The organism is Streptomyces boncukensis (assembly GCF_011045075.1).
Lineage (GTDB): Bacteria > Actinomycetota > Actinomycetes > Streptomycetales > Streptomycetaceae > Streptomyces > Streptomyces boncukensis.
This window is the reverse complement of sequence record NZ_JAAKZZ010000065.1, coordinates 1-22,713: the sequence shown is the minus strand read 5'-3', so window position 1 is coordinate 22,713 and position 22,713 is coordinate 1. Positions and strand designations below refer to the sequence as shown.

The window sequence follows — 22,713 nt, the reverse complement described above, 5'->3', positions numbered from 1 at the left end:
CCCCCTGGGCCCCCGTCTCCGCCGTGGTCTCGGACATGCCGCGCCTTTCGTAGGAGTCTCCACCCCTACGACGGGGGCCCGTCCCCGGCCTGTGACACATCCGGCCGCAATGTGACCCGGATCTCACCGACCCGGTGCCGCGGCGTCCGGGCACCGGCTGCGCGAGGGCTTACGCCGGGGCCGGGACGGCGGCACACTGCCCCGCATGAGCATCCCTCGCATCCTCCGTGCGTTATGGGCCCCGCTGTTCGGCGTCCTCCTCGCCGCGCTGGCGTTCGCCCCCGCCGCCTCCGCGTCCTCCGCCGCTTCCGCCGCCTCCGCTGCTCCCGCCGCTTCCGCCGCGAAGGACGCCATCCGGGGCGGCGACCCGCTCTACAGCTCCGACGGCGTCCGCTGCACCGTCGGCGTCAACGCCGCCCGGAGCGGTACGTACTACGCCGTCCTCCCCGGCGGCTGCGGCGCCGTCGGCACCCGCTGGTACGCCGATCCGCAGCTCCAGGTGCCGGTCGGGGAGACCGTGGACGTCCGCTTCCCGAAGAGCCACCACACCCTGGTGCGGTACACCAACCCGGACCTGTCGTACCCCAGCGAGGTCAACGGGCCCACCGGGCCGCGCCGGATCGAGCGGGTGGCCGAGGCGGTCGTCGGCGCCGCGATGTGCCGCACGGGCCCGGTGACGGGGTGGCACTGCGGCGTCATCCAGGCGGTCAACGTCTCCGTCTCCTACCCCGAGGGCGTCGTGTTCGGCCTCATCCGGGCCAACGTGTGCGCCGAGCCGGGTGACACGGGAGGCCCGGCCTTCATGGGAGACGCGCTCGTCGGCTTCCTCGTGGGCGGCAGCGGCAACTGCGCGACCGGCGGCGTCACCTTCTATCTGCCGGTCGCCCCGGTGCTCCAGGAGTACGGCCTGAGCGTCGGTTACTAGGCCGTGGCACCGACCGGCCCTGGCTGACGGAACTCGACCTCGCCCGCGCCCCTTCGGGGCGCGGGCGATTTGGATGAGGGTGCTCCCGAGGCTTGTCCTGTCATATGGGGCAGGCTTAGTGTCCCTCCGAGGCAAGCGCTTTCTATTGTCGATCCACCCGCCTGTCGACGAGGAGCCACACTCCGCATGACCGCAGCACAGCCCGCACCCCGAACTCCCTTCCGCGCGGCCGTCGTCGGCACGGGCGGCATTGTCACCGGCTGCCATCTGCCCGCACTGCGCGAACACGCCGACCGGGTACGGCTCGTGGCCGCCGTCGACGTGGACCCGGGGCGGCTCGCCGCCTTCCGCGACCGGGCGGGCGGCGCGGTGGCCGGGTACCAGGACCTGGACCGGATGCTCGCCGACGAGCGCCCCGACCTGGTGCTGATCGGCACCCCGCCGGCCCTGCACACCGCGCAGACGCGGGCCGCGCTGCACGCGGGGGCCTGGGTGCTGTGCGAGAAGCCGCTGTGCCTCTCGCTCACCGAGTACGACCGGATCGCCGAGGCCGAGCGGAGCACCGAGGGCCCGTACGCCTCGGTCGTCTTCCAGCACCGCTACGGCTCCGGCGCGGCGCACGCCCGCGAACTGCTGCGCGGCGGGGAGCTGGGGCGGCCGCTGGTCGCGCACTGCCAGACCACCTGGTACCGGGACGCCGACTACTACGCCGTGCCCTGGCGCGGCCGCTGGAGCACCGAGGGCGGCGGGCCCACCGTGGGGCACGGCATCCACCAGATGGACCTCCTCCTGCACCTGCTCGGCGACTGGAGCGAGGTGCGGGCCATGGCCGGGCGGCTGGTGCACGACATCGAGAGCGAGGACGTCTCCACGGCGCTGGTGCGCTTCGCGAACGGCGCGATGGCCACTGTCGTCAACAGCGTGCTCTCCCCGGACGAGGTCAGCCGCATCCGCGTCGACTGCGCCGACGCCACGGTCGAGCTGACCCATCTGTACGGGCACGGCAACGACGACTGGCGCTACACCCCGGCCCCGCACGTCCGCGACGAGGCGGGGCGCGCCACCCGCTGGCGCGCCCCCGCCGCCGACCTCCCCAGCTCGCACGCCGCCCAGCTCGGCGGGTTCCTGGACGCGCTGGAGAAGGGCGAGCGCCCGCCCGGGAGCGGCCCGGACGCCCGCCGCACCCTCGAATTCCTCGCCGCCCTCTACAAGTCGGCCTTCACCGGCCGCCCCGTGGCGGCGGGCGAGATCGTGCCCGGCGACCCGTACTACCGCACCCCGCACGGCGATCACCCCGACTGGGCGCCGAACGCACCGAAGGAGCAGTGAGCACCCCGATGAGCGAGCCGATCACCGTCACCCACACCCACGGCGAACGCGTTGCCGTCGCCTCCGGCGGCACCGAGCTGATGACGTACGTCTACGCACCGGACCCGGTGGCCTACGAGTCCCGCAAGCCCTACGTCCACCCGATGCGCACCCTGGGCGGCAGCCCCGTCACCGGCTACCGCCCCAGCGACCACCGCTGGCACAAGGGGCTGCAGATGACCGCCAGCCATCTGTCCGGCCAGAACTTCTGGGGCGGCCACTCGTATATGGGCCCCGAGCGGGGCTACGAGCCGATCCACGAGCGGATCGGCCGGATGCGGCACGACGCCTTCGACGCCTTCGACGTCGCCGAGGACCGGCTGCGCTTCACGGAGCTGCTGACCTGGATAGCGAACGGAGGGGAGGAGTGGGCCCGGGAGCGGCGCACGGTCGAGGTGCACTCCGTGGAAGCGGAGGAAGGAGGGGAGGGGGGCTCCTGGGCGCTGGACTGGACCCTGCATCTGACCAACACCCGCTCCCAGGACCTGCACTTCGGCTCTCCCACGACCGCCGGTCGCGAGATGGCGGGCTACACCGGGCTGCACTGGCGCGGGCCGCGGGACTTCGCAGGCGGCGACGTGCTGGGCCCGGACGGGCGGGGCGGCGCCGCGGAGGCGGGCGCGGCGGACATGATGGGCACCCGGGCGCCGTGGCTGGCGTTCACCGGCGAGCACGACGGCCGGGACGGGCACAGCACCCTCGTGTTCGCGCACGCGCCGGAGAACGCCGGGGCGATCCACGACTCGCACTGGTTCGTACGCTCCGAGCCCGTCCCGACGGTCGCGTTCTCCTGGGCCTTCCACGAGGAGTTCGCGCTGCCGCCGGGCGAGAGCTTCTCCTACCGCTACCGGGTGGTGGTCGCCGACGGGGCGTGGGACGGCGACCGCGTCGCGTCCTGCCTGAAGGCCCACGGGTGGTGAGCGCGGTGGCCGCGACACCCGGACCGAGCCTGCCGGCGCCGCTGCCCGGCGCCGTCGGACTGTCCCACATCAGCTGCTACGACTGGGAGGCCGCGGACGGCGTCTGCGGCGGCAGCCCGCACCTCCACACCGTCTGCACCGAGGCGTACGTCGTCACCGCGGGGCAGGGCGCCGTGCAGACCCTGACGCCCGACGGGTACCGGGAGACGGAGCTGGCGGCGGGCGCCGTCGCCTGGTTCAGCCCCGGCACCGTGCACCGCATGATCCAGCGCGGCGGGCTGCGGATCACGGTCCTGATGCAGAACAGCGGCCTCCCGGAGGCCGGGGACGCCGTCTTCACCTTCCCTCCCGAGGTCCTGGCGGACCCCGAGCGGTACGCGGCGGCGGCAGCGCTGCCCGCCAAGGAGGGCCCGGCGGCGCAGGAGGCGGCCAGGCGCCGCCGGGACCTGGCCGTCGAGGGGTACCTCCCGCTGCGCGCGGCGCTGGAGCAGGGCGACCCGGAGCCGCTGCACGCCTTCCACCGGGCGGCGGCCCGGCTGGTCGCGCCCAAGGCGGCCGGGTGGCGGGAGCTGTGGCGGGCCGGGGCGCTGGCCGCCGCCGAGCGCACCGGCGACCAGCTCTCGGCGCTCGCGGCCGGCGACGGTTCCCACCTCGGCAGCGCCCGCGTCGAGGCGGCCGGCGGGGCGACCCGGCACGGCGGCTACGGGATGTGCGGGCGGCGCGAGGAGTACGAGATCCCGGGCGCCACCCTGCCGTACTACGGCGAATAGCCACCGGTGAAACAGGCACGGCCCGGACCAGACGGGCCCGGAACCACGGTGAGGGAAGGAGGCGGCTCCGGTATGCGCGCACACGGACCCAGGGTGTCCTGCGTGGTCGTCACGGTTCTCGCGCTCTGCGCCGCACTCGCCGCCTGCGGCGGCGGCTCGGGCGGCTCGGGCGGCAAGACCGTCCTGCGCTATTCCTGGTGGGGCAACCCCGACCGGGCGGCGCGCACCGAGAAAGCGATTGCACTGTTTGAGAAGCAGCACCCGGGGATCGAGGTGCAGACCTCCTTCTCGGGCTACGACACCTATATCCAGAAGCTGGCGACCCAGGCGGCGGGCGGCGACGCGCCCGATGTGATGCAGCTCGACTACCGGCAGATCAACCAGTACGCGCAGGGCGGCGTGCTGCTGGACCTCGGCAAGCAAAAGGACCTGCGCACCGGCGACTTCGACAAGGGGCTGCTGGGCACCGGCGTCGTCGACGACACCCAGTACGCCATCCCGATGGGCCGCGGCACCCAGGCAGTGGTCTACGACGCCGCGCAGTGGCGCAAGGCGGGTGTCCCCGAGCCGCGGGCCGGCTGGACCTGGAAGAAGTGGGCCTGGGCCATGGGCCGGCTCGCCGAGGCCACCGGAAAGGCGGGCAGCGTGGACCCGGGGCACAACGAGGACTGGTTCGAGATCTGGCTGCGCGGCCAGGGCAAGTCCCTCTACACCGAGGACGGCGGGCTCGGCTTCACCACCGGCGATCTGACCCGGTACTGGGAGTGGACCAGCGAGCTGCGCAAGCGGGGCGCCGTGAGCAGCGCCGAGCAGACCACGCAGCTCGACGGCACGGTGGAGAACCAGCCGCTCGGCAGGGGCAAGGCCGTCTCCGACATCAACTGGGACGCGCCCTCCAGCGGCTACGAGGCGCTGCTGGGCAAGAACCCCAAGCTGGCGCCGATGCCGGTCGCCGAGGACGGCACCCCTGGCCAGTACTTCAAGCCGTCGATGTTCGTCGGGGCCGCCGCCAAGACCTCGCACCCCAAGGCGGCCGTCGCGCTCATCGACTTCCTGATGAACGACCGGGAGGCGGCGGAGATCCTCGGTGCCAACCGCGGAATCCCCGCCAACGACCGCCTCCGCAAGCGGCTGATACCCGAACTGGACGGCTTCGACAAGGTCGTCGCCGACTACCAGTCCGGCCTCGAAGGGAAGCTGAAGGACCCGCCCCAGGCCCCGCTCCAGGGCGACGCCGCGCTCCAGCGGACCCTCCAGCGCGACTACGACCAGGTGTCGTTCGGGAAGATGTCGCCCCGCAAGGCGGCCGGCCAGTTCGTCACGGCGGCGAAGGCGGAGCTGCGATGACCACCACGACGCGGACCCCGCCGAAGCGGACGGCGGAGCGGACGGCGCGCACCGGATCCGCCGGGCGGCGCTCCCGCCGCGAACCCCAGGGCGCCGCCTGGGTGTTCCTGTCCCCCTGGGTGCTCGGCGCCGTCGTCCTCACCCTGCTGCCGATGGCCGTCTCGCTCTACCTGTCGTTCACCGACTACAACATGTTCGACGCGCCGCAGTGGATCGGGCTGCGCAACTACACCCAGATGTTCACCGAGGACGCGCGCTACTGGCGCTCGGTGGTCTCGACCCTGACGTACGTCGTGATCGCCGTGCCCCTCCAGCTCGGGCTGGCCCTGGCGGTGGCGCTCGCCCTCAAGTCCATCCGGCGGGGCCGGGGCTTCTACCGCTCGGCGTTCTACGCGCCGTCCCTGCTGGGCGCCTCCATGAGCATCGCGCTGGTCTGGCGCGCGATCTTCAACGACGGCGGCACGGTGGACGATCTGCTCTCCCGGGCCGGCCTTGACATCGGCGGCTGGGTCAACCGGCCCGGCTGGGCGCTGCTGGCCGTCGCGCTGCTGACCGTGTGGCAGTTCGGAGCGCCCATGGTGATCTTCCTGGCGGGACTCCAGCAGATCCCCTCGGAGCTGTACGAGGCCGCAGCGGTGGACGGCGCGGGCCGGTGGCGGCAGTTCGTGTCCATCACCGTCCCCATGCTGTCCCCCGTGATCTTCTTCAACCTGGTGCTCCAGACCATCCAGGCGTTCCAGGTCTTCACCCCCGCGTTCGCGGTCAGCGGCGGCAAGGGCGGGCCCGCCGACTCGACGCTCTTCTACACCCTCTACCTCTACGACCGGGGCTTCACCGCCTCCCACATGGGCTACGCGTCGGCGATGGCGTGGGTGCTGCTCGTCGCCATCGGCATCGTCACGGCCCTGCTGTTCCGCAGCTCGCGCGGCTGGGTCTTCTACGCCAACGAGGAGGAGCGCTGATGACCGCCGAGACCCGGCAGGGCGAAGCGCCCGCGGCCCCCGCCGCCCCGGCCGGGCGCCGCAAGCCGGTCCCCTGGGGCCGCGTCGCGCTGCACGCCGCGTGCGTCGCGGCGCTGCTGGTGATGCTCTACCCGCTGGCGTGGCTGGTGGCGACCTCCTTCAAGCCGGCCGACGAGGTGATCGCGAGCCTGCGGCTGCTGCCCAGCAGGCTGGAGTGGAGCAACTACTCCACCGCGATGGACGGCGTGGGCGACGTCAGCCTGACCCGGCTGCTGGGCAACTCGCTGCTGGTGTCGGGCGGAGCCGTGCTCGGCAACGTGCTCAGCTGCTCGCTGGCCGCCTACGCCTTCGCCCGGCTGCGGTTCCGGATGCGCCGCCCGCTGTTCGCCTTCATGATCGCCACGATCATGCTGCCGCACCACGCGGTGCTGATCCCGCAGTACATCGTCTTCAACCAGCTCGGCATGGTGAACACCTACTGGCCGCTGATCCTGCCGAAGTTCCTCGCCACCGAGGCGTTCTTCGTCTTCCTGATCGTGCAGTTCATGCGCGGCCTGCCCAAGGAGCTGGAGGAGGCGGCCCGGATCGACGGCTGCGGCCCGTTCCGCACCTTCGCGCGCATCATCCTGCCGCTGGTGCGGCCCGCCCTGATCACCACGGCCATCTTCACCTTCATCTGGACCTGGAACGACTTCTTCACCCAGCTCATCTACCTCTTCGAGCCGGAGAAGTACACGCTGACGCTGGCCCTGCGCACGTTCGTCGACGCCTCCAGCACCTCCGCGTTCGGGCCGATGTTCGCGATGTCGGTGTTCGCGCTGCTGCCGATCGTCCTGTTCTTCCTCGCCTTCCAGCGCTTCCTCGTCGAGGGCATGGCCAACTCCGGCATCAAGGGGTGACGCACCGATGACCGCCACCCGCACACGGGAGCGCGGCGAGCTGTTCGGCCCGCGCTTCGAGCTCTTCGCCGACATGCTCATCGTCGGCCTGGCCACGGCGCTGGCTGCGGCCCCGGTGGTCACCGCACCGGCGGCCCTCGCCTCGGCCTGCGACCTGCTGCGCAGGCGGCAGCTGTACGCGGAGCCCGCCACGGCGGGACGCTACGCGGCGGCACTGCGCGCCCGGCTGCGCGCCCCGGGCGGCGCCCGCCGGGACCTGACCGCCGGCGTGCTGCTGGTGGCCGCCGTGCTGCTGGTGGCGGCGTACGCGGCACTCGCCGGAGCCGGACTGCCGGGGGCCGGGCTGTTCGCCGTGGCCCTGGCGGCCGTCGCCGCCGCGGCGACGGTGGTCGGGCTGCGGGCTTGCGCGCTGTACGGCACCCCCGGTCCGGGCCCGTACGGCTGGGGCGCCGCCGTACGGGCCGCGGCCCGCCGCGCCGCCGGGGACCTGCCGGGCAGCGGCCTGGTGGTGCTCGCCCTCGCCACGGCCGGCGCGTGCGCGTGGATGCTGCCGCCGCTGCTCTTCCTGGTGCCCGGCCCGCTCGCCCTGGCCCTGACCGCTGTGGAACTCCGAGTGGAGGGAAGTGGACGATGACGCTGTCCCGCAGAGGACTGCTGACCCAAACCGCCGCGGGGACCGCGGGCATCGGGCTGCTCGGCGGCTCCGCCGGCACGGCGTCGGCCGCGTCCGGCACATCCGCGGCGTCCGACCGGAGCGGGAAGCCCGGGGACGAGCCGGTGGACGAGGAGTTCCTCGCGCTGCTCACCACCGCGGCCGACGCCCGCGTCCCCCGCGTGCTCAAGGAGTACCGCGACCACATCGCCGACGCGCGCGAGCGGGGCAGGGCCCGAGCCGCCACCCGTTCGCTGCGGCTGCTCAGCTCCGTGTACGTCTGGGAGGACTCCGAGCACCACCACGACCGCTCGCTCCTGGCCCCGATGAGGCGGCTGGCCGACGCGCTGGCCGAAGCGCAGTTCGACGACGGCCTCTTCGACGAGGGGCAGGTGCACTCGCCGCCCGACACGGCCTTCTCCGTCGTCGATCTGGCGCTGCTGTGGGCGCTGCTCGACCGGGACGGCCACGCCGCCACCCGCGGTATCCGCGGCACCGTGGAGCGCGTGGCACGCAAGGCCGGACCGGCCCTCGCGGAGGGCGGCGTGCACACCCCCAACCACCGCTGGAAGATCTGCGCCGCGCTCGCCCGCGTCCACCGGCACTGGCCCGACCCCCGCTACCCCCGCCGCATCGACGCCTGGCTCGCCGAGGGCGTCGACCAGTACCCGGGCGGCCAGTACAGCGAGCGCAGCCCCACCTACGCGGCCGTCGTCACCAACCCCTCGCTGCTCACCCTCGCCGCGCTCGCCGGCCGCCCGGAGCTGTACGCGCACGTCCGCGCCAACCTCAAGGGCACGCTGCGCACCATCGAGCCCAACGGCGAGGTGGAGACCGTCCAGTCCCGCCGCCAGGACCAGACCGCACTGCGCTATCTCCCCGAGTACTGGCTGCAGTACCGCGAGATGGCGCTGCGCGACGGCGACGGCCGCTTCGCCGCCGTGGCGGCCCTGCTCCAGCAGCGGGGCGCCGGCCAGACGATGGGCGAGGTGACGCTCGGCGACCGGCTGGCCGAGGTGCTGGAGAACCCCTCGCTCGCCCGCCCGCTGCCCGAGGCCGCGCCGCCGGAGCGCGGCTCCGTCCACCACGACCGGGAGGTCGGCCTGGTCCGGATCGTCCGGGGCAGCCGTACGGCGTCGGTCTTCGGCGGCACCGACTTCCCCGACGTGCACGCCATCTCCTCCGGGCTGTCCACCAACCCCACCTTCTTCAAGATGCGCAAGGGCGAGGCGATCCTGGACTCGCTGCGGCTGGCACCGCGGTTCTTCTCGCTGGGGCACTTCCGCGCCGAGCGCGTGGAGCGGGTGGCCGGCGGCTGGCGGCTGACCGCCCGGGTGCGGGCCGCGTTCCACCTGCCGCTGCCCCCGCAGCACCGGCGGCCCGACGGCGCGTACCCGCTCACCGACGACGGGCGCTTCTGGTCGGCGATGGACTTCCCGCACCGGCCCAAGGAGTGGCGCACCCTGCGTACGGAGGTCGTCGTACGGGAGGCGGGCGGCGGCTTCGACATCGCCTTCTCGGTCACCGGCGCGGACGTCCCGCTCGCGCTGGAGCTGGCCTTCCGCGCGGGCGGCGAGCTGCGGGGGGTGCGCGAGCTGCCGGAACCGGACGCGTACCAGCTCGTCAGCGGACGGGGCAGCTACCAGGTGGGCGGGGACCGGATCTCCTTCGGCCCCGGCAACGGCAGCGGGCCCCGCCAGCCTGCCACGGTGGACCCGGGGGAGCGCTACCAGTGGATGAACGGCGGCCTCACCCCTGAAGGGTCCCGCGTGCTGATCACCGGCAGGTCCCCGTTCCGGTACACCCTCGAACTGCGCTGACGGGCGCCCCGGCAGCAGCATCCGGAGGTGTCGCCCCGCGCTCCTCCTGGGCATCCTCGGGGTACCCGGGCGTCACCGGAGACGACCGGGGCCGGCCAAGGGAGTTGGCGACATGGAGCGAGGGGACGGCCCGGCGTGGCGGGCGGTGGTCACCGGTGCGACGGGCGGCATCGGCGAGGCGATCGCCCGCCGCCTGGCGGCCGGGGGTGCGACCGTCGTGCTGGTGGGCCGGAGCGACGAGCGGCTCGTCCGGGCCCGGGAGCGGATACGCGCCGCCGTCCCGCGCGCCGAGCTGCGGCTGGAGCGCGCGGACCTGTCCTTGATGAGCGAGGTGCGCGAGCTGGCCGGGAGGCTGGCCGCGCAGCCGCCGCCCGCCGTCGTGATCAGCAACGCGGCGGTCATCGCGCCCGCGGACGACCTCACCCCGGAGGGCGTCCAGCGCACCCTCGCCACCAACCACCTCGCCCCCTACCTGCTGCTGCGGTCGCTCCTGGCACCGATCGGCGACCGGCCGGCGCGGTTCGTCGTCGTGGGCGCCTCGCCGAGAGCGCTCGCGCGGTTCCCCGTCGATCCGGACGGCCTGCTCCGCGCGGCCGGCCGCCGCGGGTCCGGCCCCGGCCCCGGCCCTGTCCCGAGCCCCCCGAGCCTGCGGGCCTTCTCCTGCTACGCGCGCAGCAAGAACATGAACGCGATGTTCGTGCACGGCCTCGCGAGCCGGCTGAAGGGCAGCCGCATCACGGTCAACGGCGCCCACCCCGGCGTCATCAAGGGCACCGGCATCGGCCAGGGCTCCCTCGGCGCGCTGCGGTCCCTGAGCCCGCTGCTGAACCCCTTCTTCCCCGGCCCGGACACCGGAGCCGACACCCCCGCCTGGCTCGCGACCTCACCCGGCGTCGACGGCGTCACCGGCCGCTTCTTCGTCCGGCGTACGCAGGTCGCCACCGCGCCGCACACCACCGACCCCGCGCGCTGCGACCGGCTCTGGCACGAGAGCGCCCGTCTCACCGGCCTGCCCGCAGAGCTGTGAGGCGGTGCCCGCCGTTCACGGGGCGTCGGGGGCCAGGAAGAAGATCCCGGCGACCTTCCCGCCCGCGTCGAACGTCAGCCGGGCCTTCATCTCACCGGCCTCGTAGCACAGCGGGACGTCGACGGCCGTGTGATCGCCGATCCGGCGGACGAACGGATCGGCCGCCCCGAAGCCCTCGAACGCGCCGACGAGGCCGGCGACCGTGGCCAGGGCCTCACCGCGCGCCTCGTCGGTGAACGCGGCGCGGACCTCGGCGTTGAACGACCGGCGCGCGGCGTCCATCCGGCCTTCGAGGACGTCCGTGACGATCTGCCGGGCGCGCTCGGCGGCGTCGGCCATGTGCGCTGTCCTGTCCATCGGGTCTCCCGTTCGTGGATCGATGGGTCTGCCGAACCGCTGGAAGGCGGCTTGGCGCGTGACGCCGAGCAGGTCTCCGACCTCCTGCCAGGTGTGGCCGGCCGCGCGGGACCGCTGGACGCACAGCGTGAGCACCTGCTTGGCCAGCGCGTCGATGTCGCGGGCGCGCCGGACCGCGTCGAGGCCGTGGTCCGGCGGGGCGTCCGGGCCGTCCGTGCCCAGCGTGGCGGCCAGGGCCGCGGCCTGCTCGGCGAGTCGGGCACTGAGCGAGAAGAGGGGCGGCGCGGATTCGGTCACATGTAAAGGGTGTCTTTACGGTGGGCAGATGTCAAGGAGTCCTTTACGTGAGGGAGGTCCGGGCCGTGCACCGTGCCCCGGCCCGCCGCCGGCGCGACGCACACCTGGCCCACCGCGGCGGCGACCAGCAGCAGGACGGGCGCCCGCCAGCCGGAACCGACCGTGTGCAGCAGCCCGAAGACCACCGGCCCCGCCGCGGCCAGCAGATAGCCGACCGACTGCGCCATCGCCGACAGCGCGCCCGCCGCGGCCGCGTCCTGGGCCCGCAGGCTGAGGAAGGCCAGCGCGAGCACGAGGGACGCTCCGCCGCCCAGCCCGAGGACGACGCTCCACAGCAGCGCCCACTCCGGGGCCGCGAGCAGCCCCAGATAGCCGGCGAGCAGGACCGCCGAGCCGGCTACGGCCACCGCGCGCTGGTCCCGCGCCCACCGCAGCGCCGCGGGCACCACCAGGCTGGTCCCCACCGCCACCACCTGGAACAGGAACAGCAGCCAGCCCGCGGCGACCGCACTCGACCCGCTGTCCTGGAACACCTGGGGCAGCCAGGTGACGACGACGTAGAAGCCCAGCGACTGCAGCCCCATGAACGCCGTGACCGCCCACGCCAGCGGCGACCTCCACGGCAGCCGGTGCCCGCGCGCCCCCTCCGGGCTCGCACCCGGCCCCGGAGGCGGCGCCGCCCGCGGGGCCCGCATCCGGGGGAGCCACAGCACGCAGGCCACCAGCGCGAGCGCGATCCAGCAGCCCAGCGCGGTGTGCCAGCCGCCGGGGGCGCTGCGGCCGACCGGCACCGCCACCCCGGAGGCCACCGCGGCGACGCCGCCCATCACGGTGGCGTACGCGCACGTCAGCAGCCCCACCCTGGTGGGGAAGTCTCGCTTGATCAGGCTCGGCAGCAGGACGTTGCCCACGCCGATGCCGGCCCCGATCAGCACCGTGCCCGCGAACAGGCCGGTGGCCGCCGGAATCCACCGGACGGCGATCCCGAGCGTCAGCACCGCCAGCGCGAACCCGAGCAGCCGCTCGGGCCCCCACCGCGCGGCCAGCCGCGGCACCAGCGGGGCCACCCCCGCGAACGCCAGCAGCGGCAGGGTGTTCAGCAGGCCCGCCACGGCCGGTGCCAGGCCCAGATCCGTTTGCACTCGCTCCAGCAGCGGTCCGACGCCGGTCAGCGGAGACCGCAGGTTCGCCGCCACCACCAGCAGCCCCCACACCAGGAGCGCCTGCCCGGAACGCCGCGTCGAGAGCGCGGACTTCGATGCGTACATGCCGCCACGATCCGGCCGCGCCGCGCCGCCGACCAGGCCGTGCCCAGGCTGGCCCCGAGAGGGCCACCCTCGTCGGCGCCCTGCAGGGGGGTTGCCCTCTGTCGGGGCAGCCGGGTCGGGGCTGCCCCTGCCCATGTCCTGCGGTCTGCGGCTGGGTTGTGGCCGGTCGCGCAGTTCCCCGCGCCCCTGAAGCGCCCCTGCGGGGCGCCAGGGCGCGCCCAGGGGCGCGGGGAACTGCGCGAGCAACCTCCCCTAAGCTCTCGGCTTCGCTCGAGCAGGGGGGACCCCCATCCCAGCCGCGGACTGCGACGCACCGGCAGGGGCAGCCCCTGCCCAGCAAGATGCGCCGGACACGGCACTAGGGGGTGTTTCGAAAGCCCCGCACGCCACCTGGAACGCCCGGCACGTGCTCTCGCCGCACCGGGCGAAAGCCCGAGTACGCCCAGTACGAGGGCTTTCACCCGGCACGCCGAGAGCACGCACCGGACGCCCCATGCGCCGCACGGGGCTTTCGAAACACCCCCTAGGCTGGCGCCATGGGGAAGCCGCTAGGTGAATTCATCCGGGCCAAGCGCGACAGCCTCCAGCCGGAGTCCCTCGGCCTGCCGGACCGCGGCCGCCGGCGGTCGCCGGGGCTGCGCCGCCAGGATCTCGCCGCGCGGGCCGGTATCAGCGTCGAGTATCTGACCCGTATCGAGCAGGGCCGCGACCGCAACCCGTCGGCAGCGGTGGTCGACGCGCTGGCCGACGGGCTCGGCCTCGGCCCGGCGGAGCGCGACCATCTGCGCTATCTGGCCCGGATCACCGCCGAGGGGTGCTCGGTGCGCGCCCGGCCCGCCAGGCCGAGCCGCCAGGTGCGGCCGTCCGTCCTGCGGACGCTCCGCCTCCTCGAACCGGGCATCGCCGCCGTGACCAACCGGCTGGGCGACATCCTCGCCCACACCAGCGGCTATGCGTCGCTCGCCGACGGGACCGGGCTGCTCGACGCCGACCCGCCGAACCTCACCCACTACGTCTTCACCGACCCGCGCGCCCGGACGTTCTTCACCGACTGGGACGCCATCGCGGACGAGCAGGTCTTCGACCTGTGGCATGCGCCCTCCGTCGAGAACGCCGACTGGCTCACCGCCGAACTCGCCCCCGTCGCCGGGCCCGAGTTCACCAGCCGCCTCCACCGCCACCCGGTGCCGCGGCACGGCACGCTCCGGCTCACCCACCCGGCCGGATACGAGCTGCGGCTGCTCCGCGAGACGCTCGAACTGCCCGCGGACGCCCAGCAGCTCGTCGTCCTCCTCCCCGCCGACGAGGCGACGGCGCGGGCCGTCGAGCGGCACCACCACCCGCCCGAGGGGCGGCTGCGGTCCCTCTCGTAGGCCCTCAGCCGCGCGGTCAGCCGCGCGGTCAGCCGCGCGGGGAGCGGTGCCGTTCCAGGATCCCTTCGACGATTCTCAGCACCCGGTCCCCCACCTGGTCGATGCTTCCGTTCTGGGTGCTGACCTGCGCGCCTTCGAGCACGAAGGTGATCTCGGCCGTGGCCTGCTCGGGGTCGGACAGCCTGGCCTCCGTGCACATGCCGGCCATCCTGCGGGCCTGGAGCGCCTTGTGCTGCTCGATCACCTGCCGCGCGGGATGGGAGCGGTCGGGCAGCTCGGCGAGGGAGTTGATGAACGGGCAGCCCCGGTGGGAGATCGACGGCAGCCCCTGGGCGATGAAGCGGGCCACTCCCAGGATCTGCTCCTCGGGCCGGCCGGGGTGTTCGGCCTCGGCCCGGTCGAAGGCCGCCTGGTAGTCGGCGGCGACGATCCGCAGCCACTCCGCGACCAGCGCGTCCTTGGTCTCGAAGTGCCGGTAGATGGCCATCTTGGTCGTCTCGGCCCGGTCGGCGATCGCCTGGACGCCCACCCGCCGGATCCCCTCGCGCTGGAAGAGCTCCTCCGCCGCGTCGAGGATCCGCTCGCGGGGCGGCAGCTTCGCCACCCTGTCCGGCCTTCTGGCGCTCGATTCCATGACTGCTACGGTACCAGTTCGTTCCACGCGATACCGTTAGGTATCTTAGGGAACTCAACGGTATCGTTCGTTCCGCCGGGAGGCACAGATGAGAGTGACCGAGTACACGGGCTTCGACGCGGTCGGGCTCGCCGCACTGGCGGCCGCGGGCGAGGTGGCCCCCGCCGAACTGGAGGCGGCCGCACGCGAGGCGGCGCGGGCGGTCAACCCGCGGCTCAACGCCATCGTGGAGACCTGGCCGTCCGACGACGCGCCCCGGCCCGGCAGCGCGCCGCTGGCCGGGGTGCCCTTCCTGATCAAGGACATCGGCGTCGCCATGGCCGGGCGGCGCATGGAGCTGGGCAGCCGCCTCGCGGCCGGCAACGTCGCCGGGGACGACTCCTGCCTGATGCGGCGCTTCCGCCGTGCGGGGCTGGTGACGTTCGGGCGTACCGCGACCCCGGAGCTGGCCTACAGCAACACGACGGAGTCCGCGCTCTTCGGCCCGACCCGCAACCCGTGGGACCCGCGGCGCAGCGCGGGCGGGTCCAGCGGGGGAGCGGGCGCGGCCGTCGCCGCCGGAGTGGTCCCGGTCGCGCACGGCACCGACGCCGCGGGGTCGCTGCGCATCCCCGCCGCCTTCAACGGCCTGTTCGGGCTGAAGCCCAGCCGCGGCCGGGTCCCCGTGGGCCCCCAGTTCGACGAGATCTTCAACGGCCTGGCCGTACACGGCAGCCTCAGCCGCACCGTACGCGACAGCGCGGTGCTGCTCGACCAGATCCGCGGCCCGGAGCCGGGCGACCCGTACGCCGCGCCGGAGCCGTCCCGGCCGTACGCGGAGGAGGTCACCCGCGCCCCGGGCCCGCTGCGGATCGGCGTCCTCGCCCAGCCCTGGGGCGGCAACCGCACCGCCACGCGCGTGGCCGAAGCGCTCGCCCGGACCGTGCGGCTGCTGGAGTCCCTGGGCCACCGGGTGGAGGAGGCCGAGGTCGACCTCGGAGTCGACTGGGAGGAACTGCTCCTGGCGAGCGCCCGCCAGTGGACGGCGAACCTCGCTTCCGACATCGACGCGCTGGCCGCCGCCTTCGGCCGGCCCGTCGACCTCTCGACCCTCGAACCCCCCACCCTGGCGAGCTACCGCTACGGGAAGCGGGTCAGCGGCACCGAGTTCGTCGAGGCCCTCGCCCTCCGCAACCGCGTCTCCCGCGGCCTGGCGCGGCACTTCGAGGCCCACGACCTGCTGCTCACCCCGACCCTGCCCGACCTGCCCGTCCCCCTGGGCACCCACGCCGAGGACGTGGAGGCGCTGGACGGCCTCGGCTGGCTGCGCCGCCTGTTCGACATCTCGCCGTTCTCCGCCGTGTTCAACGTGGCGGGCACCCCCGCCATGTCCGTGCCGCTGACGGCCGACCCCGACTCGGGGCTCCCGATCGGCATGCAGTTCGCCGCCGGGTACGGGCTGGAGGGCCGCCTCTTCCGCCTCGCCGGGCAACTCGAACAGGCGAGCCCGTGGTCGGGCCGGACCCCCGCGGTATGGGCGGGGTGACCGACCGGAGGGAGGGCGACAGGGCGTCCCGGCCGGCGCAGGGCGCGCGTTGGTGACGCGCGCCCTGCGCGTCAGTCGGCCACGACGCCGGTGATCTCGTCGGGCTTCTTCTCGAAGGTGCCCGTCGCCTTCTTCTTGCCGGACTTCAGGTCGATGGCGTAGAGCTTCTTCTTCTCCGGCTCGGTGACGAACGCGGTTCCGCCCCGCACATGGATCGACGGCCGGGCCTGCTGCCACTCCAGCGGCTCGCGCCACGCGTCCACGGCCGCGATCTTCCTGGTCACCTTGGAGCTCTCCGGGTCGATGACGTGGATCCTCCCGTCCGTTCCCAGGATCAGGGCCTCGCCCTCCGGGCCGCGTGCCAGGGAGCGGAAGCTGTAGCTGGTGCCGATGTCGACGAGCTTCATCCTGCCCGTCGCGGTGTTGATCAGGGATATCCGCTCGGGGCGCTCCAGTTCGGCCTCGGCGTCCTGCTTGTAGTCGCCGAGGACGATGGGGGAGTCCTCGGAACCCCGCTGGTTGCCGATCCGTCCGTACGCGGTGGGGCTGTCGATCTTGGTGATCTTGCCGTCCTTGTAGAGCAGCACCCCGTCCTCGCAGCCGATGACCACCGCCTCGTCCTGCGCGGTCGCTTCGCCGTGCACCTCGGGGCACTTCTCGTTCCGGGCGATCTCCTTGCGCTTCTTGTCGTGGACGACGATGCCCGTGCGCTTCTTGTCGGTGCCGAGGGTGCTGACGAGTTCGCCGTTCGCCAGCTCGACGGCGACCCCGTGGTGCGGGTGGGGCGAGGTGTGGGTCCTGGCCTTCGGCCTGCTGTCGTCGAAGCCGTCCGAGTCGAGGATTCTGACCTCGCCCGTGCCGTCGGTGAACAGCACCGTCTTCCCGGCGTGCAGGACGACGTGGCCGGGCTCGGCGCCGGGGAACCGGGTGTCCGTCAGCCGCTGTCCGGCCGCGTCGAGCACCTGGAAGCCCTCGGAGGTGGACACCATGACGTGCTGGTCGTCCCCGGCGGGGTTCACCCGGTTGTAGCCCTTGAGCGGCAGGTCCTTGGTCACCTTGAGGGTTTCGCCGTCGAGGATGTAGAGGCCGCCGCCGTAGGTGGCGACCAGGGGGTCCTTGACCGGCGCCGCGGCCTTGGCCCTGGCTTTGGCCTGGCCGTTGTCCCCGTCCCCGTCCCCGTTCTTGTCGTCCGCACCGCATGCCGCCAGGACGGCCGAGGTGCACAGGAGCGCGGACAGCGCCGCCGCTCTCTTCAGACGCGAACTCTTGCTCATGAATTCCTCTTTCCGATTCTCTGGGCAGTGCGGCTGTCAGGACGGTGTGAGTCCGTCTGCGATCGCTTTGGTGTTGGAGCGCATCATCTGCAGATAGCTGGCGGCGCCCTCCCCCTTCTCCGTCAGGGATTCGGAGAACAGCGGGATCACGGCCACATCGACCTGGCTCTCGCGCTTGAGCACGCGGGCCAGCCGGTCGGGCTGCGAGGAGTCGACGAAGATCGCCTCGACTCCGGCCCTGTCGATGGTCGTCGCGAGCGACTTCATATCGGCGGCGCTGGGCGAGGCCAGGGTGGTACCGCTGGGAATCACGGCGCCGACGACCCGGAAGTCGAAACGCCGGGCCAGATAGCCGAACACGTGGTGGTTGGTCACCAGCTTGCGCTGCTCCGCGGGGATGTCGGCAAAGCGCTCTTTCATGTCGGCCGCGAGCCGCCCGACCTCTCTGCCGTAGGAGGCGGTGTGTGCGGCGACGGCTTTCTTGTCGATCCCGTCCACCTCCTCGGCGACCTTCTCGCCGATGACGCGGACGGCCTTGCGTACGCGGTACGGATCGGTCCAGAAGTGCGGGTCGGGCTTCCCCGCCGACTTGTCCTTGCGGTAGGTGAGCGGGTCGGCGGCCGCGCCGACGCCGAGCGTGGCGACGCCGGACTCCTTGGCTGCCCCGACATGGCGCAGCACGTTCTCCTCCAGGCCCAGGCCGTTGTAGACGACCAGGTCGGCGCCCTCGATCCGGGCGGCCTCGGCGGCCGAGACGCCGAAGGAGTGCGGGTCGGCGTTCGGCTTCATCAGCACCTTCACCTCGGCCTCGCCGCCGACGATCTGCCGGGTGATGTCGCCCAGGATGTTCGTGGTGACGACCACGGTGGGCCGCCCGCCCCCGGAATCCGACGAGCACCCCGCCACGGCGGCGAGCAGCGCGCAGACGAGCGCGGCGGCGCCGACGGCGCGGGCAGCGGCCCGCGCGCCCGGCCGGACGGCGGTCACCGGCCCGTCTCCACCATCTGGGCGGGCGTGAAGTCCAGGGAGAAGGAACGGGCCGTGCGCAGGCCGTCGTTGTAGTCGATCTCGTAGACCTTGCGCGCCGCGGGGTCGTTGACGTACGCGCGGTTGGCGTCGACCTCGATCACCGGCCGGGAGTTCCCCTCGGCACCCGCCCGCCCGGAGAGGAGCTTCTTTCTGGCGATCTCCTTGCCGTCGGATATCTCATACGCCGCCAGAGCGCCGGATTTCTCCAGGACCAGCAGCGGTGTGTCCAGGCCCGCGCTGTTCACCGCCGCCACCGGCCCGGTCTCGACCCGCTTCCAGGCGCGCTGGGGGACCTTCAGGACCCATACGCTCTTCTCGCCCGCTTTCGCCGTCAGCGTGGTGCCGAGCGAGCGGTGCTGAAAGGACCGCGGGCGCTCCTTGTCGGGCACCTTCCGGCCGAAGGGGATCCGCTCCGCGTGCGGCTTCCCCTTCTTCTCGCTCACGAACAGCGCTCCGTCGGCGCAGCCGAAGACGACGCCCGGACGCATGACGGCCGCACCGCGCAGCCCGGGGCACTTCTCGCCGAGCGACGCCGTGCGCTTCCCCCGCCGGTCGCGCACCTCCACGACGACCTCACCGCCGGGCCCGGCGACCGGGACGAGGGCGTGCTCGCCCAGCGGGACGACGGGCCCGCGTGCGGCGTCCTTCAGGGTCGCGGTCGGGCTGACGCGGCCCTTCTCCAGCCGGGAGCGGTCCAGCAGCCGGGCCGTGCCGTCGGCGAAGGTCACGGCCGTCAGCGACGGGCTGCTGTAGACGTGCTCGGGCCGCTTTCCCGCCACCCGGCCGACGCCGCGCGGCTCGGCGCGGTAGTAGTGCACATGGTCGCCGTGGTCGACCATCCAGGTACCGCTGTCGAAGACCTCCGAGCCGCCGCGCGCGTTGGCGTAGGCGAACCGGCCGTCGGTGACCAGCCCCGCGCCCCTGGCCGTACGGCCCAGCGGCTCGGTCTTCCCGTCGACGAGGTCGAGCATCTTCAGGGTGCCCCTCGCGCTGTCACCGAGCACCAGCCGGGACTGCTGCTCCGCCGCCTCCTCCGCCCCCTCGACATAGCCGTGCGGTTTCGACGCGGACGCGGACGCGGACGGGGACGGCTTTCCGCCCGTGTCGTCCCCGCCGTCGGAGCAGGCCGCGAGCAGCAGCCCGAGGGACAGGGCCGCGGCGGCGGCCGGCACCGGCGCCGCCTTCTTCCGGTTCCAGATCATGATGAGTGCGCGTATTCCCTTCGCGTGTCGGCTGCGGGGGCGGGATGCGGGTCCTTCACTCGGCGGTTGCGGAGCGCGGAGGCGAGCACGGAGAGGAAGAACTCCAGGACGGCGACCGCGGCGACCGTCGCCCCGGCCGCCGTCCCGAGGTGCCAGGAGAGGAGGAGACCGGTGAACGTCGCGGCCACGCCGAACAGCGCCGCGCCGCACATCACCATCGGGACCCGGCGGGCCCACGGCAGCGCGGCGGCCGGCGGCGCGATCAGCAGCCCGAAGACCAGCAGCGTGCCGACCACGTGGAACGACGTGACGACGGCGAGCGTCACCAGGCCGAGCAGCGCCGCGTGCGCCAGGCGGGGACCCAGCCCGAGGGTGTGGGCCTTCCGCTCGTCGAAGACGAGGGCCAGGAACGAGCGGTAGCCCAGCACGGACACCACGGCGGTCACCCCCAGCGCCACCGCGAGGTGGAGCAGGTCCCGCTCCCGTACCGCGAGCACGTCGCCGAAGAGGAAGCCGGTGAGGTCCACGGCGAAGGACTGCGACCGCGAGACGATGATCACACCGAGCGAGAGCATCCCCACGAACAGCAGCCCGATCCCGGTGTCCTGGGAGATCCGGGGCGAGCGCCCCAGGACCGTCACCCCGCAGGCCATCACTCCGGCGCTCACCGCGGCGCCGACCAGCGGACTGACCCCGTGCAGCGAGGCGAGCGCCACCCCCGGCAGCATGCCGTGCGACATCGCGTCACCGAGGAAGGTCATGCCGCGCAGCACGACCCAGGTGCCCGTGGCGGCGCAGATCAGGGAAACCAGGATCCCGCTCCACAGAGCCCGCTGGACAAAGGCCACTTCGAACGGGCCGGTCAACCACTCCATGGCCAAGACTTTATAATGAAAACCATTTTCAATCCAGCTTGCGGGAGGTCCCATGCCGGCCACCGGGCCGTACGAGGTCGCACTGCGCAACGTCACCGCCGGGTACCCCCGGCGTACGGTGCTGCGTCAACTCACCGCGTCCATACCGCAGTCGGCGACCACGGCCGTCGTCGGACCGAACGGCTCGGGCAAGTCCACGCTCCTGAGCGTGCTGGCCGGTGTGCGCCCCCTCACATCCGGCACGCTCGACAGCGGGACCGGGGGGAGCCGCACCGCCCGCCCCTGCTATGTCGTGCAGCGCAGCGCGGTGTCCGACACCCTCCCGCTCACTGTCCGGGAGACGGTGACCATGGGGCGGTGGGCCCATCGCGGCGCCTGGCGGCGGCTCACCGCCCGGGACCGCTCCGTCGTGCGCGACAGCATGGACCGGCTCGGCATCCTCGACCTCGCCGAACGCCAGCTCGGCGAGCTGTCGGGCGGGCAGCGCCAACGCGCCCTCGTCGCCCAGGGGCTCGCGCAGGAGTCCGGCCTCTTCCTGCTGGACGAGCCGACGACCGGCCTGGACCCCGCGGCGCGGGAGAGCATCACCGCGGTGCTCGCCGCCACCGCCGGGGCGGGGGTGACCGTGGTGCAGGCCACCCACGACCTGACCGCGGCCCGCGAGTCCGACCACTGCCTGCTGCTGCGCGACGGGCAGCTCGTGGGGGAGGGCGCCCCGCGCGAGGTCCTCACGGACGGAGCGCTGCGGGAGGTCTGGAACTTCCCCGAGACGACCTGACCGCCAGCCCCCCGCGCCCCTTCGGGACGCGTCCGTGCGCCCGAAGGGGCGCGGGGAACTGCGCGACCAGCCACGGCGACAGCCGCGGTCCGCGGGGCGCAGCCGATTGAACCGTTCGCGGCTCCCATCCGTGTCACCCGTACCACCGCCGGAGCCCCGGGCGCGCCCTGTTCCAGTCGGCCGTTCCAGGTCGTTGGCGTATGCGCTGGTCAGCGCCGAATCCGCGTTCCAGCGTCCCGGAAAGTCAGCCCTCGGTGGTGGGCGGACCGCGACACGGAACACGCTGGGGCCATGAACGCTGCCCGCGGGGAGTCCCCGCACTTCGCGTTGCTGGGGCGGGTCAGGGCCTGGCGCGGTGGCACCGAACTGGATCTGGGCTCGCCGCAGCAGCGAGCCGTGCTGGCGGCGCTGCTCCTGCGCCGCGGACGGCCGGTCACGGTGGCCGAACTCGTCGATGCCGTGTGGGGCGACGGGCCGCCGGCCGCCGCGGTGTCCGTGCTGCGCACCTATGTGTCGCGGCTGCGCAAGGTGCTGAGCCCCGGTGCCAGGGCCGCTGCGACGTCCCAGGTGGTGGTCTCGGTCGCGGACGGATACCTGGCCCGGGTCCCGGAGGGCGCCGTGGACCGATACGTGTTCGAGCGGCGCGTCGACGAGGCGCGGAGGCTGCGGACCGCGGGCGAGGTGCCGGCCGCTGCGCGGCTGCTGCACGCCGCGCTCGACGCGTGGGAGGGGACGCCGCTCGCCGGGCTCCCCGGCCCGCTGGCCGAAGGGGAGCGCTCCCGGCTGGCCGAGGAACGGCTGAGCGTCCAGGAGTCCGCGCTGGAGGTCGACCTGGAGCTCGGACGCCACAGCGAGGTGATCCCCGCGCTGCTCGCGCTGACCGGCGAGCACCCGCTGCGGGAGAAGCTGTGCCGGCTGCTCATGCTCGCGCTGTACCGCTCCGGACGTCAGGCCGAGGCCCTGGCGGCGTACCGCGGCACGCGCCGGACCCTGGTGGCCGAACTCGGTGTCGAACCGGGCGCGGCGCTGCGGGAGCTGCACGGCCGGATCCTGGCGGCCGACTCCTCGCTGGATCCCCCGGCGCCGGAGCGGGAGCGCTCCCCTCGGGAGCCCGGGGCCGCCGGGCCCGTGGCCCGTCCTGCCCAGCTCCCCGCCGACCTCCCCTCCTTCGTCGGCCGTGCGGACGAACTCCGGCAGGTCCTGGACCTCGCCCCCGAGGCCGCCGCGCCCCCGCCCGTCACGGTGATCGGCGGTATGGCGGGCGTCGGCAAGACCTCCCTGGCCGTGCACCTGGGCCATCGGCTCGCGCACCGCTACCCGGACGGTCAGCTCCACCTCGACCTGCGCGGATTCGGCCCCGACAGCGCGCCCGTCCCGCCCGCAGAGGCCCTCCGCACCCTCCTCGACGCGC

Annotated in this window: 21 protein-coding genes; 14 read left to right on the top strand and 7 right to left on the bottom strand. The window is 73.6% G+C overall.

Translation table 11 applies throughout. The features are described 5' to 3' along the window. The first annotated feature begins 205 nt into the window (after positions 1 to 205). The 10 genes from G5C65_RS09490 (at position 206) to G5C65_RS09445 (ending at position 10,690) form a co-directional block, all read left to right on the top strand. Positions 206 to 925 (top strand): S1 family peptidase, encoded by a 720-nt coding sequence (locus G5C65_RS09490; protein WP_165298284.1) that lies wholly within the window; start codon positions 206 to 208, stop codon positions 923 to 925. Between the two features lie 186 nt (positions 926 to 1,111). Beyond that, positions 1,112 to 2,254: a Gfo/Idh/MocA family protein gene (locus G5C65_RS09485; protein WP_165298283.1), complete on the top strand. Its 1,143-nt coding sequence runs from the start codon at positions 1,112 to 1,114 to the stop codon at positions 2,252 to 2,254. An 8-nt stretch (positions 2,255 to 2,262) separates the two neighbouring features. Then, positions 2,263 to 3,213: a DUF6807 domain-containing protein gene (locus G5C65_RS09480; RefSeq protein WP_165298282.1), complete on the top strand. Its 951-nt coding sequence runs from the start codon at positions 2,263 to 2,265 to the stop codon at positions 3,211 to 3,213. Between the two features lie 5 nt (positions 3,214 to 3,218). After that, positions 3,219 to 3,983, top strand: a complete 765-nt coding sequence (locus G5C65_RS09475) for a cupin domain-containing protein (protein WP_165298281.1) — start codon at positions 3,219 to 3,221, stop codon at positions 3,981 to 3,983. Between the two features lie 72 nt (positions 3,984 to 4,055). Continuing rightward, positions 4,056 to 5,330 carry an ABC transporter substrate-binding protein gene (locus tag G5C65_RS09470; RefSeq protein WP_165298280.1) on the top strand — a complete coding sequence of 425 codons (1,275 nt, stop codon included), beginning with the start codon at positions 4,056 to 4,058 and terminating at the stop codon, positions 5,328 to 5,330. After that, positions 5,327 to 6,292, top strand: a complete 966-nt coding sequence (locus G5C65_RS09465) for a carbohydrate ABC transporter permease (RefSeq protein WP_165298279.1) — start codon at positions 5,327 to 5,329, stop codon at positions 6,290 to 6,292. Before G5C65_RS09470 ends, G5C65_RS09465 begins: the two co-directional genes overlap by 4 nt. Continuing rightward, the gene (locus G5C65_RS09460) at positions 6,292 to 7,191 is read left to right on the top strand and encodes a carbohydrate ABC transporter permease (protein ID WP_165298278.1); all 900 of its coding nucleotides are present in this window, start codon (positions 6,292 to 6,294) and stop codon (positions 7,189 to 7,191) included. Before G5C65_RS09465 ends, G5C65_RS09460 begins: the two co-directional genes overlap by 1 nt. A gap of 7 nt (positions 7,192 to 7,198) precedes the next feature. Next, entirely contained in the window at positions 7,199 to 7,825 is a 627-nt protein-coding gene (locus tag G5C65_RS09455) for a hypothetical protein (RefSeq protein WP_165298277.1), read from the top strand. After that, positions 7,822 to 9,663, top strand: a complete 1,842-nt coding sequence (locus tag G5C65_RS09450; protein WP_165298276.1) for a hypothetical protein — start codon at positions 7,822 to 7,824, stop codon at positions 9,661 to 9,663. The genes G5C65_RS09455 and G5C65_RS09450 overlap by 4 nt, the downstream gene beginning before the upstream one ends. A 112-nt stretch (positions 9,664 to 9,775) precedes the next feature. After that, entirely contained in the window at positions 9,776 to 10,690 is a 915-nt protein-coding gene (locus G5C65_RS09445; protein WP_165298275.1) for an SDR family NAD(P)-dependent oxidoreductase, read from the top strand. Positions 10,691 to 10,705: 15 nt separating this feature from the next. Here G5C65_RS09445 and G5C65_RS09440 read toward each other — a convergent pair whose 3' ends face one another. Further along, the gene (locus tag G5C65_RS09440; protein WP_165298274.1) at positions 10,706 to 11,344 is read right to left on the bottom strand and encodes a DUF3887 domain-containing protein; all 639 of its coding nucleotides are present in this window, start codon (positions 11,342 to 11,344) and stop codon (positions 10,706 to 10,708) included. Continuing rightward, complete coding sequence (locus G5C65_RS09435) at positions 11,341 to 12,612, bottom strand: CynX/NimT family MFS transporter (RefSeq protein ID WP_165298273.1); 1,272 nt, start codon at positions 12,610 to 12,612, stop codon at positions 11,341 to 11,343. Before G5C65_RS09435 ends, G5C65_RS09440 begins: the two co-directional genes overlap by 4 nt. A gap of 536 nt (positions 12,613 to 13,148) precedes the next feature. Here G5C65_RS09435 and G5C65_RS09430 point away from each other — a divergent pair. Further along, positions 13,149 to 13,985, top strand: coding sequence for a helix-turn-helix transcriptional regulator (locus G5C65_RS09430; RefSeq protein WP_165298272.1), 837 nt, complete (start codon positions 13,149 to 13,151; stop codon positions 13,983 to 13,985). A gap of 28 nt (positions 13,986 to 14,013) precedes the next feature. Here the strand turns inward: G5C65_RS09430 and G5C65_RS09425 are convergent, their stop codons facing one another. Next, positions 14,014 to 14,619, bottom strand: coding sequence for a TetR/AcrR family transcriptional regulator (locus G5C65_RS09425; protein ID WP_165298271.1), 606 nt, complete (start codon positions 14,617 to 14,619; stop codon positions 14,014 to 14,016). An 88-nt stretch (positions 14,620 to 14,707) separates the two neighbouring features. On the opposite strand from G5C65_RS09425, the gene G5C65_RS09420 reads away from it, so the two are divergent. Further along, the gene (locus tag G5C65_RS09420) at positions 14,708 to 16,144 is read left to right on the top strand and encodes an amidase (RefSeq protein ID WP_165298270.1); all 1,437 of its coding nucleotides are present in this window, start codon (positions 14,708 to 14,710) and stop codon (positions 16,142 to 16,144) included. A 71-nt stretch (positions 16,145 to 16,215) separates the two neighbouring features. On the opposite strand, the gene aztD is transcribed toward G5C65_RS09420, so the two are convergent. Genes aztD through aztB form a run of 4 tightly spaced genes read right to left on the bottom strand, consistent with a single transcriptional unit; the run spans position 16,216 to position 20,524 of the window. Next, complete coding sequence (gene aztD, locus G5C65_RS09415) at positions 16,216 to 17,418, bottom strand: zinc metallochaperone AztD (protein WP_165298269.1); 1,203 nt, start codon at positions 17,416 to 17,418, stop codon at positions 16,216 to 16,218. A 36-nt stretch (positions 17,419 to 17,454) separates the two neighbouring features. Further along, positions 17,455 to 18,405, bottom strand: a complete 951-nt coding sequence (gene aztC / locus G5C65_RS09410; protein WP_165298268.1) for a zinc ABC transporter substrate-binding protein AztC — start codon at positions 18,403 to 18,405, stop codon at positions 17,455 to 17,457. Continuing rightward, positions 18,402 to 19,649, bottom strand: a complete 1,248-nt coding sequence (locus G5C65_RS09405; RefSeq protein ID WP_165298267.1) for a hypothetical protein — start codon at positions 19,647 to 19,649, stop codon at positions 18,402 to 18,404. The genes aztC and G5C65_RS09405 overlap by 4 nt, the downstream gene beginning before the upstream one ends. Next, on the bottom strand, positions 19,646 to 20,524 hold the full coding sequence (gene aztB / locus G5C65_RS09400) for a zinc ABC transporter permease AztB (protein WP_165298266.1): 879 nt from the start codon (positions 20,522 to 20,524) through the stop codon (positions 19,646 to 19,648). Before aztB ends, G5C65_RS09405 begins: the two co-directional genes overlap by 4 nt. 52 nt (positions 20,525 to 20,576) lie before the next feature. Between aztB and aztA the strand changes: the two genes are divergently transcribed. Together aztA and G5C65_RS09390 are read left to right on the top strand one after the other, a co-directional pair. Beyond that, positions 20,577 to 21,302, top strand: coding sequence for a zinc ABC transporter ATP-binding protein AztA (gene aztA, locus G5C65_RS09395; protein WP_165298265.1), 726 nt, complete (start codon positions 20,577 to 20,579; stop codon positions 21,300 to 21,302). Between the two features lie 291 nt (positions 21,303 to 21,593). Next, positions 21,594 to 22,713 (top strand): AfsR/SARP family transcriptional regulator (locus G5C65_RS09390; protein ID WP_165298264.1); only part of this gene is annotated, 1,120 nt, incomplete at its 3' end.

Coding starts and splice junctions, on each gene's coding strand:
- G5C65_RS09490 (WP_165298284.1), top strand. CDS start 206: ATGAGCATCCCTCGCATCCTCCGTGCGTTATGGGCCCCGCTGTTCGGC.
- G5C65_RS09485 (WP_165298283.1), top strand. CDS start 1,112: ATGACCGCAGCACAGCCCGCACCCCGAACTCCCTTCCGCGCGGCCGTC.
- G5C65_RS09480 (WP_165298282.1), top strand. CDS start 2,263: ATGAGCGAGCCGATCACCGTCACCCACACCCACGGCGAACGCGTTGCC.
- G5C65_RS09470 (WP_165298280.1), top strand. CDS start 4,056: ATGCGCGCACACGGACCCAGGGTGTCCTGCGTGGTCGTCACGGTTCTC.
- G5C65_RS09465 (WP_165298279.1), top strand. CDS start 5,327: ATGACCACCACGACGCGGACCCCGCCGAAGCGGACGGCGGAGCGGACG.
- G5C65_RS09460 (WP_165298278.1), top strand. CDS start 6,292: ATGACCGCCGAGACCCGGCAGGGCGAAGCGCCCGCGGCCCCCGCCGCC.
- G5C65_RS09455 (WP_165298277.1), top strand. CDS start 7,199: ATGACCGCCACCCGCACACGGGAGCGCGGCGAGCTGTTCGGCCCGCGC.
- G5C65_RS09450 (WP_165298276.1), top strand. CDS start 7,822: ATGACGCTGTCCCGCAGAGGACTGCTGACCCAAACCGCCGCGGGGACC.
- G5C65_RS09445 (WP_165298275.1), top strand. CDS start 9,776: ATGGAGCGAGGGGACGGCCCGGCGTGGCGGGCGGTGGTCACCGGTGCG.
- G5C65_RS09435 (WP_165298273.1), bottom strand. CDS start 12,612: ATGTACGCATCGAAGTCCGCGCTCTCGACGCGGCGTTCCGGGCAGGCG.
- G5C65_RS09430 (WP_165298272.1), top strand. CDS start 13,149: ATGGGGAAGCCGCTAGGTGAATTCATCCGGGCCAAGCGCGACAGCCTC.
- G5C65_RS09425 (WP_165298271.1), bottom strand. CDS start 14,619: ATGGAATCGAGCGCCAGAAGGCCGGACAGGGTGGCGAAGCTGCCGCCC.
- G5C65_RS09420 (WP_165298270.1), top strand. CDS start 14,708: ATGAGAGTGACCGAGTACACGGGCTTCGACGCGGTCGGGCTCGCCGCA.
- aztD (WP_165298269.1), bottom strand. CDS start 17,418: ATGAGCAAGAGTTCGCGTCTGAAGAGAGCGGCGGCGCTGTCCGCGCTC.
- G5C65_RS09405 (WP_165298267.1), bottom strand. CDS start 19,649: ATGATCTGGAACCGGAAGAAGGCGGCGCCGGTGCCGGCCGCCGCCGCG.
- aztB (WP_165298266.1), bottom strand. CDS start 20,524: ATGGAGTGGTTGACCGGCCCGTTCGAAGTGGCCTTTGTCCAGCGGGCT.
- aztA (WP_165298265.1), top strand. CDS start 20,577: ATGCCGGCCACCGGGCCGTACGAGGTCGCACTGCGCAACGTCACCGCC.